This is a genomic window from Bifidobacterium apis (assembly GCF_036986835.1).
GTDB lineage: Bacteria > Actinomycetota > Actinomycetes > Actinomycetales > Bifidobacteriaceae > Bombiscardovia > Bombiscardovia apis_A.
Genome location: NZ_BTXD01000001.1, coordinates 262157 through 277067, shown reverse-complemented (window position 1 = coordinate 277067; position 14911 = coordinate 262157). Strand labels below are relative to the sequence as shown.

General features: G+C 59.9%; 10 protein-coding genes. 7 read left to right on the top strand and 3 right to left on the bottom strand.

The features are described from left to right. The first annotated feature begins 200 nt into the window (after positions 1–200). The gene (locus tag AACP62_RS01040; protein ID WP_339345769.1) at positions 201–1208 is read left to right on the top strand and encodes an aldo/keto reductase; all 1008 of its coding nucleotides are present in this window, start codon (positions 201–203) and stop codon (positions 1206–1208) included. Positions 1209–1651: 443 nt separating this feature from the next. Here AACP62_RS01040 and AACP62_RS01035 read toward each other — a convergent pair whose 3' ends face one another. Continuing rightward, positions 1652–2656 (bottom strand): LacI family DNA-binding transcriptional regulator, encoded by a 1005-nt coding sequence (locus AACP62_RS01035; protein ID WP_339345768.1) that lies wholly within the window; start codon positions 2654–2656, stop codon positions 1652–1654. Between the two features lie 190 nt (positions 2657–2846). Between AACP62_RS01035 and AACP62_RS01030 the strand changes: the two genes are divergently transcribed. Next, complete coding sequence (locus AACP62_RS01030) at positions 2847–6551, top strand: glycosyl hydrolase 115 family protein (protein WP_339345766.1); 3705 nt, start codon at positions 2847–2849, stop codon at positions 6549–6551. Positions 6552–6604: 53 nt separating this feature from the next. Here the strand turns inward: AACP62_RS01030 and AACP62_RS01025 are convergent, their stop codons facing one another. After that, positions 6605–10510 carry an LPXTG cell wall anchor domain-containing protein gene (locus AACP62_RS01025; protein ID WP_339345764.1) on the bottom strand — a complete coding sequence of 1302 codons (3906 nt, stop codon included), beginning with the start codon at positions 10508–10510 and terminating at the stop codon, positions 6605–6607. Positions 10511–10667: 157 nt separating this feature from the next. Here AACP62_RS01025 and AACP62_RS01020 point away from each other — a divergent pair, with 157 nt between their 5' ends. The 4 genes from AACP62_RS01020 (at position 10668) to AACP62_RS01005 (ending at position 13235) form a co-directional block, all read left to right on the top strand. Next, the gene (locus AACP62_RS01020; RefSeq protein ID WP_029678189.1) at positions 10668–11159 is read left to right on the top strand and encodes an inorganic diphosphatase; all 492 of its coding nucleotides are present in this window, start codon (positions 10668–10670) and stop codon (positions 11157–11159) included. Between the two features lie 150 nt (positions 11160–11309). Continuing rightward, a complete protein-coding gene (locus AACP62_RS01015) occupies positions 11310–11756 on the top strand; it encodes a DUF3290 family protein (protein ID WP_015022498.1) in 447 nt (148 codons plus the stop codon). Between the two features lie 3 nt (positions 11757–11759). Continuing rightward, positions 11760–12404 (top strand): DUF421 domain-containing protein, encoded by a 645-nt coding sequence (locus tag AACP62_RS01010; RefSeq protein WP_029678190.1) that lies wholly within the window; start codon positions 11760–11762, stop codon positions 12402–12404. A 267-nt stretch (positions 12405–12671) separates the two neighbouring features. Next, positions 12672–13235 (top strand): manganese efflux pump MntP, encoded by a 564-nt coding sequence (locus AACP62_RS01005; RefSeq protein WP_339345762.1) that lies wholly within the window; start codon positions 12672–12674, stop codon positions 13233–13235. A gap of 1 nt (position 13236) precedes the next feature. On the opposite strand, the gene AACP62_RS01000 is transcribed toward AACP62_RS01005, so the two are convergent. Next, positions 13237–13899 carry a hypothetical protein gene (locus AACP62_RS01000; protein WP_339345760.1) on the bottom strand — a complete coding sequence of 221 codons (663 nt, stop codon included), beginning with the start codon at positions 13897–13899 and terminating at the stop codon, positions 13237–13239. Positions 13900–14062: 163 nt separating this feature from the next. Between AACP62_RS01000 and AACP62_RS00995 the strand changes: the two genes are divergently transcribed. Beyond that, a complete protein-coding gene (locus tag AACP62_RS00995) occupies positions 14063–14902 on the top strand; it encodes a winged helix-turn-helix transcriptional regulator (RefSeq protein WP_339345759.1) in 840 nt (279 codons plus the stop codon). Positions 14903–14911 lie beyond the last annotated feature (9 nt).

Genomic DNA, 14911 nt, shown 5'->3' with positions numbered 1-14911 from the left:
AACCTCTATACCCATCAGCCGGAAAACTTCGAATTCAAATACGAGAACCACATGAACTCAAACCGGTAAACCGGTATCCGAACCCAAAAGCCACTCGCTCAGAGTCGTAACCACTACAGCTATCTCATAAGTAGACTTCCACCGACTCGAACTTGCTAGCATGATTGCATCAGCACCAAGGAAGGCCAAGGAGGCTCATCATGCAATACACACAACTGGGTAAAACGGGCATCGATATATCGAAAATCTGCGTGGGGTGCATGAGCTTCGGCAAGCCAGGCACCATGCACGACTGGACGCTGGATGAGGCAGGGACTGACACGGTCGTTGCGCACGCACTGGATCTGGGCATCACCTTTTTCGATACGGCCAACGGCTACTCCGCCGGGACCAGCGAGGAATATCTGGGAAAGGCGATTAGAAAGCATACAAGCCGCGACCGTGTGGTCATCGCCTCCAAGGTCTATTTCAATGAGGGGCGACTTTCATCCAAGGCCATCCACCGGGAAATTGATGGGACGCTAAAGCGACTGGGCACCGACTACCTGGACCTCTACATTATCCACAGGTTCGACTATGAAACCCCCATTGAGGAGACCATGGAGGCGCTGAACGATCTGGTCCAGGCTGGCAAGGTGCGAGCGCTGGGCGCCTCAGCTATGTACGCCAGCCAGTTTCAGGACATGCAGAAGGTCGCCCAAGACAACGGCTGGACCCCTTTCAGCGCCATGGAAAACCACTACAACCTGCTCTACAGGGAGGACGAGAAGGACCTGATACCCTTCTGCAGAAAGACGAACGTCTCACTCATGCCCTACAGCCCTCTGGCCGCCGGCCACCTGACACGGCCCACTTGGACCGCTGACACACTGCGCAGCGCCACCGACAAGGTCTCTCGCGGCAAGTATGACCGGGCCGAAGACAACGACCTGGCCATCATTGACCGCGTACAAAAAGTGGCGCAGCAGCACGATGTTCCTATGGCCCAGGTAGCCATAGCCTGGCAGTGGGCCAAAGGTGTTGCTTCACCGATCATCGGAGCCACCAAAGCCCGGCACCTTGACGATGCGGCGGCCGCACTGGATTTGAAACTCACACCCGAGGAAATCGCCTCCATGGAGGAGCCCTACCTGCCACATGAGACTGTGGGAGCCATCGACAGCAATCCTCCCCAGGGCGTGGTGCTGCTGGATGCAGAGGAGAATTGACTCTGCCAACATCCCTCCGCGTCAGGACTTTCTACGGCAAACGTTTCAAGGTCGGCTTCTCCAGCTGTGCGGAGGTCTTACGCACTGCAGAACCAACAGCAGTGGCGCCAAACATGGTGCGGACATCTCGCTAAAAGTCCGATCGCGCAGGAAACGCGATGAGCCGGAATCTCCATCCAATGCGCTTTTGTGAGGTGCAAGGCCATGGCATGTCCTTTCTTCATCAAGTGGGATACGAGACGCCGAAAGGATCATGATCGCTGACGCTGGAAACCAGACCAGACGGCCTGTGGCTGGATTCTGAGCGGCAGCTCCGACACTAGTTAAGGTAAGGAGAAAGTTTATTAAATGAAAAAGTTTCTTACAGTTAAAGAGCGGGAGGCTCGCTCGTATCAGTAAGGTCGCAATTGTATGACCCGCTGAAATCTGCCGACGGACTGGCTTTACAACGGCATTCTGGTAGAGGCTCGCTGAACAAGCGTGCCCTTGACATATTCGATGCCCTGGTGACCTCGGCCGTCCATCATCTCAGCCAGACAGCTGGCCGCCCTTGTGCCGATGGCCTTCAGATTCAGGTCAACGCTGGTCAGCGGGGGACGCGAGTTGCCGACAATGACCTGCCGATTGTCAACCCCAACCACCGAAACCCTATCCGGCACGGAGACTTGGCAATCATGCAGGATATCCAGACATCCCCGAGCTATCTCGTCGTCGCCGCAAGCCACCCCATCGAAGTCGATGCCCTCATCCAGCAAGCCAACCATGGTGCGACGTCCGGTCTCTTCGTTCCAGCCTCCATACCGAACCGTACGCACGGGCGCCAACCCACGGCTATCCAGTTCGGCCATCTCGCCCTTGAGCCGTCTGACCGAGGACTGGAAGGCCGGATCGCCAGCGATCAGCACGATTTTTTTGGATCCACCCTCGACCAAATGCCGTACCATCAGCCGCCCGATATCCTCGTTGTCAGTGACGACCGAGCAGTCATGGGGATCCAGGGATGCCTGGTTGGCATAGACAACCGGCACCGGACAGCTGGTCAGCGCAGGCCGCGGATCGGTACGCCATCCGACCATCAGTAGACCTTTGACGCCGTAGGCCAGCAGATTATCTATATGATGCTGTTCAAGAGCCGGATCCCTGCCAGCGTTGCAGAGAAAAACAGGAATGGACTCGACTCCGAAGTAGCTTTCCGCGCCGATCAGGATGGGCATGGAGAACTGGCCGTCCAGGTCCGAAGTGACCAGGCCCACCGACTTGGGCAGGCTTGGGGGCTGGGACTGCTTCTGACGCTCATTGAGCGAAAAGGAAAGCTCCGCGGCAGCCTTGAACACCTTGGCCCTTGTCGGGCCGCTGACCTGTGCGCTGTTGCGCAGCGCCTTGGAGGCCGTTGACACAGCAACCCCTGCCTTGGCAGCAACGTCGGCCAGCGTCACTTTCTTGCTCATCGGATCGCCTCCCGGCTCTGCTGTACTGTGAGCGTCTCCAACTATGGTAATGGAGGGAGACGGCCATCGAACCCTGCCAGTCATATTCTTTTTTTTGCTCATTGAAAATTTTCCTAATCAGGTGTTAGCCTATGGGTGTCCGAACATAGGCGGTAGAGCATCCGCCTGATCAGCAGACAGTGGGAGCGCCATGGTTACCTTGTTTCATCCCCAGCCCGGAACCATCCCAGTGACTGCCGGGTCGGGCGCAGTTCTGGCCGATTCAGGGGTCCGGCCCAATTGGCTGCTGGATCATGGCGAGGATTCGGCCGTGCAAATTGCGGCAAGCAATCTGATGAGGGATTTTGCGACCGTCACAGGTCGAACCCAGAGACCGACCAATCTGATAGACGAGAGTAGCCCGACCGTTTGCCTGGGCACCCTAGGCCATTCAAGTTGGATCGATTCGGCTGTCTGCTCCGACCAGCTCGATCTGACCCCGCTCAAGGACCCCCAAGGAGAGTATCGCTGGGAAGGCTTCACCTTGCAGGTCATCGACGGCACCCTCTATATCGCCGGGACTGACCGGCGCGGAACCATATACGGAATCTACGCTCTCAGCCGGGCCATCGGCATCTCACCCCTGCACTGGTGGGGAAACGCACCAGCCCGTCACCATGAACGGATATGCCTGCCCGACGACCTGCGCGTCTTCGACTGGCCCTCAGTCAAATACCGGGGCTTCTTCATCAACGACGAGGAGGAGCTGGACGATTGGGCCCGCCTGCACACCCCGGACGGAACCATCGGACCGGCGACCTACGAAAAAGTCTTCGATCTGATCCTGCGACTGGGTGGTAACTATCTGTGGCCGGCCATGCACGTCAACGCCTTCAACTCTGATCCGCGCAACGGGAGGCTTGCCCAGAGCATGGGGTTGGTAATCGGGAGCAGCCACTGCGACATGCTCCTGCGGAGCAACCAGCATGAGTGGGACCCCTGGGTAGCCTCACAGGGCAGGCATGTGGACTATGACTATTCGCTGCCCGGACGCAACCGGGATATGATTCGGCGCTACTGGTCACAAAGCGTGGACATGAACCGGAACTACGAGGTCACCTGGACCCTGGGCATGCGAGGCATTCACGACACGGGCCTGACAACGCGTGCCATCGACGAGGATCCGAACCTGGACCAGAAGGGCCGCCTGCAAGCTCGGGTCGATCTGCTCGGTCGGATCATTCATGACCAGAGGGACATCCTGCGTCAGCACCTGGGCCGACCTCCACAGGAGGTCCCCCAGCTCTTCATTCCTTACAAGGAAGTACTGCCCCTCTACGACGCAGGCCTGGACCTGCCCGAAGACGTGACCATCATGTGGGTCAACGACAACTATGGGTATATGCGCCGCTTCCCCAATCAGGACGAACGGGCACGCAGCGGGGGCAATGGGGTCTACTACCACAGCTCCTACTGGGCGCCGCCGAGGACCAGCTACCGGTGTACTTCATCCACTCCCCTGGCTCTGATGAACGACCAGCTGGGCAAGTGCTGGGATCGGGGCATCCGCCGGGTATGGGTGGATAATCTGGGAGCTATCAAGCGCCTGGAGCTGGAGGGGTCCTACTTCCTCCACCTGGCCTGGAATGCGGACGAGGATCACCACAGTCTGTCGGCCCGGGACTTCGTGGCCGCCTGGTTCAATCAGACCTTCGACGACAATCGCGGATCTGAGGCTGCCGACCTGTGCATGAGCTACTACCGGATCAACAATCAGACCAAAATCGAACACCTGCACGAGGACTCCTTCACCCAGACAGGCTACGACGACGAGGCAGGCGGCCGCCTGGCAGCCTTACGGGAACTGGCTGAACGCTCGCACAATCTTGGCAGGAGCATGAAACCAGAGTTTCGCGAATCCTACCGATCGTTGGTGGATCTGAAGATTGCCATGGCCTACTACGTGAACGCCCAGTTCTACCATGCGGACCGAAGCCGTCTTGAGGCCGCCCGAGGCGCCATGCCGGCCGCCGACAGACAAACGAGAATCTCCCATCTCTTCCAGGGGATGATCCGGGCCCTGCTCCATTGGTACAACAAGGAGCTTGCCCAAGGCTACTGGGACGGCATCCTCACTCCAAACAGGTTCCCTCCTCCTACGCTACCTCAATACCCGGCTTGCAGACCAGTCAAGGTACAACCGGACCAGGGACTGATCCTGACACCACAGGGAGCAGAGGAGAGCGTTAAGGTCCCCGGCAATAACGATCACGCCAGGCTGGTCTTTGACCCCTATGGCATCGATGATCAGTGGTTTGATCTGGACCTTACGGGCAGCCCTGCGCAGGAAGTGTGCGTCAGCGCCGATCAGGACTGGATTCGCCTGCCAGAGGGGCGGCGGATCGTCAGGGACGAGTGGCGAATCCATGTACAGGTCGAGAACGCTTCAACCCATGCGGGTCGTCAAGGCACGCTGACCATCATCACTCGTCCCTGCAACCCGGAGGCAACAGAAAAAGCCTGGTCTACCCCGATCAGGGTCGATGTTCTGGTAGGCGAAGACCCTCGTCTCGAACGAGGATTCACCGGCTACGTTGAGGCGGATGGCCACATTAGTATGGACCCCTCACGCGGACGCGTCAGCCCCGACCTCACTGAGGCCACTACTTGGCTGGCGACCCAAGACCTGGGCCGTTTCGGTCCGGACCTGATGCAGACCAAGGGCTGGAGCGACCCGGAATCGGAAAGCGGGGCCTGTCTGAGCCTGGACTTCTGGCTGAAGACCCCCGGCCGTCATCGTCTGGAGATTCACCGGCTGCCCACCCTGAACTCACGTGGCCGAATTCGCCTGCATGTCAGCCTTGATGGCAACCGGGGCGAAATCCTGGAATCGCCCACCACTGACGAATTCCGTGGCAACTGGCAGGAAACCATCGTATACAACGCGGAACAACTGACCATGATCCTGCCCTATTTGGAGGCAGGAGCCCACCGGTTGCAGCTGATCGCCGTGGACGACTCCTTCGGCATCGATAAAGTCGTAATCAACACCGGTCTGGAACGACCCAGCCGGCTAGGACCGGCTTTCAGTACCTGGATGGCAAATAGCCGGCCCTCCGAACAGACTGATAACAGTAGTTCTCACGCAACTCTCATAGACAGGGCTCAGACCAGCAATCAGATTGCAGACCTTCAGCCAACGCCCACGGCCGAGACTTTGGACCGCCCTCTGTGGAACCTGGCCATCAAGGATTACAAAATCGATCCGGACTGCACTCCGGACGAACCTGTACCCTACTTCGATCAGGACTACTGGCTGCACGGCGGTTTGTATACGCGGCCGAAGCTGATCTGGTCAGACGAACGCCAGAACAGTGACATCAACAAGACGCCAGAACGCTTCTACCTTGAGGCCGCCGACTGCCTGAGACAGGATGAAAACGCCTGGCTGTCACAGGATGGGCCACACAATGGCAAACCTCGGAGGGGCTGTTGGGTCCCCACCGATGCCCCCACTCACAGGGGCCGGGGCCTGGCCATGCGGGCCGAGCCAAGGCAACGGCTCTGGCCCGATCCCGGTCAGGCTCCCGGCATGAACATGGCTTTCCAAATTAGCAAGCCAGGCAATTACCGGATCTGGCTCCTGACCCAGTTCGCCTCCGACCTGGAGGACTCCTGCCATCTGATTCTGGACGGCGACCCGCTGGCCCGGACCGACCTCTTCCCCCGAGGAGGAAGACTGATGACCTTTGCCACCGAACATGTCTGGGGATGGTCAGAGATGACCGCCGTCCAGCTGACCGACGGTCGGCACGTTCTGACCTTGGAGCCGGAACGGGCCGGCATGCGCATCGCCCGTGTCTACCTGGCCTGCGATGGATCACGGCCACCTTTGGATGAGCAGTGGCCCCGTTAGAAAGACCACAGACCAGGGGGACACGAATTGGGCTGGACGCCTGAGATCAGCGGTCAATGCCGACTCCCATGACCCTTAGACACCCGCCTGACCAAGCCGGAGAGAAGCGAGCCGGTCCCGACCGCCGCTGCAACGATGGCCAGCGGAAGAGCCACTGCTGCCCCGGTTTTGGGCAGTGCTTCCCCAAGGGCGTTCCAATCGTCGCTATTGGAACGGACGGCCCGATCCGAGCACAGCAGATGACCTTCGACCATCACGCCCCGAGAATCAGGCTGCAGAGAAGCCTTGCCGGTATCTTCCCGTTCAGGAAGGGACGCCTCATCTTCTACCGGACAGGGCACCAGCGGACTGCCGATCACCCTGGCCCTGTCGGCGTGCCGACCTGATATGCCCGTCACCGTAGCATGCACGTCCACCGACTGGCCAGGACGGAGCATAAGGGTTGACCAATTATCCGGATAGTGGATCCCGGTCACACGCCCCTGACCCACGATTGTCTGATCCTCCAAATGCAGTTGCCGTGCGGGGAAGATTGCTCCGGTCCCATCGCTGGGATCACGAGGAGAATCATTGGTGATCCGGAAGACAATGGGAACATCGTCATGAGTCCGGAGGGCCTGTTCCGGCTGGTCCCGATCACCCTTGGGCATACCACCAGCCTGATCAAACTTCTCTATGTGCAGAGCCGGTGTCATATCGGGCGTTCTGGTCCAGACCGTGTTGGAGACCAGCGTCTTGTCCTGATAGAACTCAGTGAATCGGTTCTCATGATGTTCCACGTTCTTCAGACGCCTGCACTGCAGATAGGCCCTCCAACCGACCGGGCGGTCGCCTGAAGCGCTGACCAAGGCCAGATACCGCGGTGTAGCCTCCACTTTGACAAGACCTGCAGGGTCTGCGGTCATCGTAAACAAAGGACCGCCATGGACATCTGCGGACATGCCCGAACCAGCCATGATCCGTCCATGATGAATCAGGATGCGTCCGTTCTCGTAGAGATCCTGGGTTGCGTAGACGGCCCAATGGCCAGTGAACCGATCCACCGCTGGGTCCAGCCGATCCTCGATCCGCCAGGTTTTCACCTGCGGATAGGCACGTCCGGCCGGCAGCAGACTGGAGTCCAGACGGTAGAGGAAGAGCCGGTCACGGTAGATACTGCCACCATGAGCGCTTCCTCCACCCACGGCAACCACCACATCCTTGGCGGGATTGAGCGGCTTGACCGGATTGGTGACCACGTTGGTCGCTTTGTGCAGGTCGTTGATGATCTGGGTCGCCTGGTTACGAACCACGTGACCGGCTTCCGCACGGATGACCGTGTAGGGCAAGGCAAGATCGTAGGTGCGTCCCAGCAGCCCTTGGTCAATAGACGGTTCTAGGAGTGGATTATGGCCTCGGGCAGCGGCATAGGCAGCCAGATCGGCAGGCTGGGGATCCCCTTTGAGGGTCACGCCTGTGGCCGGAACATAGGTATCCACGGTTTTGGCGAAGACCAGGACTGTACCGTTTTTTACCTGAATGTTGAAAGCCTTGGTGTAATCGCGGCCATCGGAACCCAGAACCTCGATGCCCTTGGGATCGATATCCAGGTGACGAGCGTCGTAGCCATCCGTCATGCCCAACCGCCAGACCGGATAGGCGGTGTCTTTTCGGCGGGCGTCCAGACTGATCCGATAGACACCACGGTCGCCCACAAAAAGCACCTTGCCATCGATGCTGATGCCTGGATCATGCGTGCTGACATCGCTCTTTGAAGGATGGAAGTCAGCCGGCGGATTGCTCACCTGGTTGGATGGAGTCAGCGAGTTGTTCAGCGTCAGCACCCATTGATTGCCCACACGGTGATCCGTTGGGGCCTTGGGATCAACCCTGCCCTCGAAGCGCAGGCGAATTCTGGGGTTGCCCCCGGCCCGCCACTGGCTGATACGGGCGGAATCGGTAATGGTCACCCGCAGGATATGATCCTTGTCCTTCCACTGTGTGGCATATCCGGTCTTGGCGATGACATCGCCGCTCTGCAGGTCAGTCACCTCAAGAGTCTGTTTGTCGGGCAAAAACCAGCGGTCATAGACATCCGTCAGGATGATTGATTTGACTGGATAGGCCAGATTGTCAGGCAGGCTGGGCTGGGTATCCAACTGATACTCCAGCCGCTGACCAGGAAAGACCACCTTGCCGTCAACACTGGCCTGCTCCCCGCCCTGACCGGCCTCCGAGATGACATCCTTGCGCACCGGAGGCAGATACCCGCAGATGCCTGGCTTGTTGGTCTGTACACTCTGCCTGTTGACAGTTTGGGAGCCTGAGTTGGTCAGGGCCTCGCCCTGGTTTCCATGGCCGTCGGGCGCCTTGCAGAAGGTCAGCTCCTGGTCGGGTGTTCTGCCCAGATCCTTGCGAACCTGGGCCGCGCCACCGCCATTGGCAAATCGAACCGTGAAGGGAACCAGCATGGTGACCTGCATAGGGTCCCCCATCCCCTTGAGACCGCTCAACCATCCGCTCTTGGCCTGGGCCCGCGCGCGAGTGCCTGTCACGCTGATCTCAAAACGATCGGTCACATCCCTGCCTTTGGCCACGATGTCTTCGACGCTGCTGCGGCGGTAGTGCCCGTCTGCATCCGCCTTGGCCTTAGACACAAAAATGCGGATAGCCCCAACCCCATCCTGATCAACCAGATAGTCGGCAGCACTCCAGTCGTCAGTCAGGGCAAAAACCTTAGGGGCTTCAATCAAATGGGCTTCGACAGTGGCGTTGACCACCGATCCCACCCGGTCGCCGTCCAAAAAGGCATGTCCATCAGCACCAGTCCCGTTACTCCATTGGGGGTCTATTACGCTCTTCCACGCCCCCGTGGCAGTGTCTCGTAGAATCCAGGATTTGTCCGGCCTGGGCTTCCAGGTGGGCGTACGACGCTCGGGAGTCGACTGGTCAACCTGCCGGGCAGCGCCCTTCCAGTGGATTCCTCCCTGGTCCAGGATCACCCCGGTCTCCGGCCGGTCGACAGTCACATCCAGCTGCCATGCCCAGCGGTGTTCCTCCGGTAGGGTCCCGCCCTTCCAGGTGGCTGTGGCCCGGTCACCAGGCGGCCTGGCCCCTTCGGCGGTGTTGAAAACGAATTGGTCGGTCAGGTCTTCGCCGCTGGTCTGGTCTCTGACATGCTGACCACTGACACGGTACTGCTTGCCCTGAGGGTTGAAGACATCGGTAAATGTCAGTTCGCGACCGCCACGACCGGTTCCAGTAACGATATGGGTGCGATTGGTCATTCCATCCGCGCTGGTGCCCCGATCCACTTGCTTATCGGGCGGACCCGGCGGCAGATCGGCCGGCTTGGGCTCGTAGTCGTTGAGCATGATCACCACCAGGGAGATGCCCTTTTCGTCACCTGCATACTCTTCAGCGAATTTGTCTAGATTGTCGTTGGACTGATCCCAGAAGGAGTCGCTGGTCCGATAGGTCACCCCACGGTTGCTGAAGGTGCTGTTGGCCACCTGGCTACGCCAGTTATCCATCCAAAGCTTGTGAATAGCCACGGAGATCCCGTCAAAGATACGTTGGGATCCACGGTAGCCGGCAACCACGCCCACGCCGGTCACCCGGCAGTGGCCCTGTCCGGACTGGTCGGCATGGGCCTCGTTAAAGCGCGCCTGGCAATTGCCGTTGGCCTCATCCAGAGCCTGTCGCTTGACCCGGGCCGTAGTGGCATTGCCTCCATCCACCACGCCCATCTGGGAGAACGCCCTGTCTACGCTGCCTATCTCATAGCCACCAAAAGCCCCCTGGTCATCATCCTTGTAGGCCCAACCCTGCCAGAGCCGGACCTTTTGGCCGCCGGGGGGCACTGGTCTGCCACCGGCATGACCTGATCCTCCGCCAGCCATGGCCGGGGCCGCCGGACCGGCAAGGGTCGCCAGGGCAGCCAGAGCCGCCAAGAGGCCGATCCATCTATGCTTGTTCATACTCGTCCTCACTCTTCGCCCGCCCCATGCCTTGAGTATGAGCGGCCGCTGGGCATATAGGTGCGTGAGCGGGAGACTGTGGTCGAATGTGCCGCGGGACGGTTATGCTGTGTATGAGACATACCTATGCCGTCCAGACCGAAAAGGAGACAGGACAATGGCAGAGACATTCGACGTATTGGTCGAGATCCCCCGGGGCTCCCGCAACAAGTACGAGATGGACCACGACAGCGGCCATATCAGGCTGGACCGCACCCTCTTCACCTCCATGGGCTACCCCGATGACTACGGGTACATCGACGGCACCCTGGGCGAGGACGGGGATCCCTTGGATGCCCTGGTCATGATTCCCGACTCGGTCTTCCCGGGCTGCATCGTTGAATGCCGCGCCGTAGGCCTCTACCACATGGTCGACGAGGCCGGCGGGGATGACAAGGTCCTCTGCGTGCCCGCCGACGTCCGCTTCGATGGCATCAAGGACATCGACGATGTCTCCGATTTCCACAAGCAGGAGATCAAGCACTTCTTCGAGCAGTACAAGGCTCTGGAACCGGGCAAGGAGGTCATGCCCGGCGATTACTGGACCAACGCCGAGGCCGCCGAGACCCAGATCAAGGCTGCACGCGAGCGCCTGGCCGCCCAGCACTGACCACTCAAGGCTGGTCAGCAGTCATAACCACCCCGGCAAGGGCCCAACAGAGAGCCCGAACCGGGGTTTTGCATGCCTAAATCCTCCCAAATTGCGTCTGCCCGTCTACGATTACGAATTGCGGGTGCGCGCGCAAGGGCAGGAGCGGCTATGACTTTCTATACGTACCAATACCTCAAGGGCGGGCAGACCAATTGGACCATGATCAGGATCATCGTGGTCGTCGTTCTGGCCCTGGCCTTCCTCTTCTTCCTGTTTATGTACTCCCGCCATCGCTGGAACCATAAGTACAAGGATCTGTCCATCATCCTGGCCACCCTGCTCCTCTTGGCTGCGGCCATCCAGTACAGCGACTACACCAATCTGCGCACGGCCAGCCTGCAGAGCGGACAGCTGACCACGGTCATCGACAAGTCCGCCGCCAAGCTCAAGGTCAACCCTGAACAGATCAGCATCAACGACACCTCGCGCAACAACGACATGATCATCAAGACTCCCAAGGGCTACTACACCCTGGTATTCAACAGCTCCGGCTCCGAGTTCCTGCTGCAACGCGCCGACCTGTACCACCCAGACATCACCGTGATCGGAGAGTGACCCATGGATATCAATTTCTACGTCAATGTGGCCCTGAAGCTGATCGTCGGGCTGCTCTTCATCACCCTGCTCATCAACGTGACCGGCAAGGGGAACCTGGCGCCCACCTCGCCCATGGATCAGCTGCAGAACTACGTCCTGGGCGGCATCATCGGCGGCGTCATCTACAGCGACAGCATCTCAATGGCCCAGTACATTGTCATCCTGCTGATATGGGCGGCGCTGATTCTCATCACCCGGTACGCCAAGACCCACATCCACGCAGTGGGCAAGTACATCGACGGCGAACCGGTCACCATCATCAAGAACGGCAAACTGCTGGTCCAGAACTGCCTCAAGGTCAACCTGACGGCCAAGGAGGTGGACTTCAAGCTGCGCACCAAGGGCATCAATGACATCCGCGACGTCAAGCGGGGCATCGTTGAGCAGAACGGCGGCCTGACCATCATCTCCGAGGGCGACAAGGACGTGCGCTACCCGGTGGTCATGGACGGGCGGGTCAATCCCGACGTTCTTGACACCATGGGACGGGACGAGGACTGGCTCGACGAGCAGCTGGCCAAGCAGGGCATACACAAGGTCAGTGATGTGTACATGGCCCGATACCAGAACGGTGAGTTCTACGCCGTCACCTACCAGGACCAATAGCTCCATCCACACATCGGGAGACAGCCTGACGGCGACCATGGCCCATTGGGCAGGGCCGCCCGGCCTCATCTTATGCTTGATTGTTCCAGCGCTGACAGGTAAAATCTATGTCCATATTGTTTTGGCGTAGCATGTGAACGGCATTCAACGAATTCAAAGCCGACTCCAATCGGCAGTTCCGCGCTCGACGCTCCCGAGGCGTAGGCGGGTTTGAGGAGACCTGGTCGAGGCCCATCCCAGCGGGGATGAACCCTTTCGAGGAATGCCGTGTTCTTGAGATTGTTGTTTATCGCTTTAGGTGTATCTTCTGACGCTTTTGCCGTCTCCATCAGCAAGGGACTGTCCGTGGACCGGCTGCGGGCCCGCCATCATTGGCTGGTCGGACTTTGGTTCGGCGGATTCCAGACTCTGCTGCCCCTGCTGGGCTACTTCACCGCCTCCATGCTGCAGGACTCCTTGGCCGCCGTGGATCACTGGATTATCTTCGGCATCCTTTCGGTCATCGGGGTCAACATGATCCGCGAGGGCGTCTATGGCGAGGAAGAAGGAGCAAAGGGCGAGGAGGGCTTCTCCTGGCGGCAGATGCTCCCTGCAGCCATCGCCACCAGCATCGACTCATTCGGCGTGGGCGCAGGCCTGGCCCTGCTGGGCATCAACATCTGGCTGTCCGCACTGGTCATCGGGCTGGTGACGGCTGCAGCCTCCATTCTGGGACTGCGCATCGGATACGCGGTCGGGTCCCGCTGGCGCAAGCCTGCCAGAATCGCCGGCGGCATCATTCTGATCGTCATGGGCATCCAGATCCTTTTGGATCACCTGATGAATGCCTGACTCAGAACGTCGTCTGCAAGACCATAGCGGCCAGAACCACGATGGATCCGGCCAGAAGAACCGACATCAGCGCCAGACCAACGGCTCCACGCCGGTCAGCTGCCTCCTGGGCCCAACGGTAACCCGAAGTCATGAGCCCGACCAGCAGCAGCAAGGCCACAAGCACCACCAGAATCGGCATCAGGTCAGGATGCAAGCCTCTGACCAGCTCCGGCAGAAAGACCCACCCTGAGGCGGCCACAGCGGTCACCCCGCCCATGGCGGTTGCAGAAATGCCGCGGATAACCATCCGCCGATCCCGACGCAGCATCTGACGAACAAACATAAATACAGCCAGAAGTGCCAGCAGGAATGCCGCAGCCGACAGCCAGGCCCAGAGAGCACCAGGCCCTTGCACGACCAGGGACGGCACCAGAGCGACCAAGGCCAGCAGACCAGACACGGCTCGGTCAGGACCGGATCGGATGCCTCGGCCCACCAGGGGCCAAGAGACCAGCATGGCTGAGGCCAGCACCAGAACCAGAACGGCCTGCACCCATCGAGCGACCCGGGGCTCGGCCAGCAAGCCCACCGCCACGCCCGGCAGAATCAGGGCCGACAGGGCCAACAACTGGGTCAGGGCGGGCGCGCGTCCATCCCGGGTTTCTTTTACGGTCTGCGCCATGGGTCCTCCTGCCTGTCCCCGTCGGGGAGCCATACGTCACATCCTAGGGCAAGGCCATCCTGTGAACTCGGAGCCCCTGTGACGGGCCGATTGTACAATGATGACGACTGTTCAACGAATCCACCCCCGCTATGGACGAACGGACAGGGAAGAAGGTACCCCCGTGACGGATCTGACCTTGATGACCTGCGCCGAGGACCCGGCATCGGTTCTGCCAGCCTTGGCCCTGCTCTCCCATCGAGTGCGCGTCCTGCCCCTGGATGCCGCCTCCCTGGTAAGAATGCCCGAGGACACCGTGCTGCTGATCGATGCCAGCGACGACCTGGCCGAAGCCAAGACCCTCTGCAGCCTGACCCGGGCCTCGGGTCTGTCCACGCCTATCATCCTGATTCTGAGCGAGGGCGGCTTCACCGTGGTCAATGCCGGCTGGGGCGTGGCCGACGTCATCATTCAGTCCGCATCACCTGCCGAGGTCGAAGCCCGGCTGCGTCTGGTCTGCCAGCGTGTGACACCGACACGCAAGCCTGATGTCCAGCCGGAAGAGGTGGAAGACCAAGTCCCCACCGGTCAGGTCCGCTCGGGCGATCTGGTTGTGGACACCGAGAGCTACACGGCCCGAATCCACGGCCGTCCCATCAACCTGGCCTACAAGGAGTTCGAGCTGCTCAAATACCTGGTTCAGCATCCCGGCAGGGTCTTCACCAGGGCGCAGCTCCTCCAAGAGGTCTGGGGCTATGACTATTACGGCGGCACGAGAACGGTGGATGTGCACGTGCGGCGGCTCAGGGCCAAGCTGGGCAGCGAGTACGAGCACCTGATCGGCACGGTCCGCAACGTGGGCTACCGGTTCGACCCGCCCTCCTCGACAAGGACGACCTCAGTGCCCAAACCGGAGCCGGAGGCCGGGACCAATCCAGACCCAGCCGAGCAACACGAGCAACAGGACAGCCAGTCAGAACAACCCCAGGATTCCAACAAGAAGAAAACCGATCATAGTGACTGATGCATCATC

Coding starts and splice junctions, on each gene's coding strand:
- AACP62_RS01010 (WP_029678190.1), top strand. CDS start 11,760: ATGGATATCAATTTCTACGTCAATGTGGCCCTGAAGCTGATCGTCGGG.
- AACP62_RS01040 (WP_339345769.1), top strand. CDS start 201: ATGCAATACACACAACTGGGTAAAACGGGCATCGATATATCGAAAATC.
- AACP62_RS01030 (WP_339345766.1), top strand. CDS start 2,847: ATGGTTACCTTGTTTCATCCCCAGCCCGGAACCATCCCAGTGACTGCC.
- AACP62_RS01035 (WP_339345768.1), bottom strand. CDS start 2,656: ATGAGCAAGAAAGTGACGCTGGCCGACGTTGCTGCCAAGGCAGGGGTT.
- AACP62_RS01000 (WP_339345760.1), bottom strand. CDS start 13,899: ATGGCGCAGACCGTAAAAGAAACCCGGGATGGACGCGCGCCCGCCCTG.
- AACP62_RS01015 (WP_015022498.1), top strand. CDS start 11,310: ATGACTTTCTATACGTACCAATACCTCAAGGGCGGGCAGACCAATTGG.
- AACP62_RS01025 (WP_339345764.1), bottom strand. CDS start 10,510: ATGAACAAGCATAGATGGATCGGCCTCTTGGCGGCTCTGGCTGCCCTG.
- AACP62_RS01020 (WP_029678189.1), top strand. CDS start 10,668: ATGGCAGAGACATTCGACGTATTGGTCGAGATCCCCCGGGGCTCCCGC.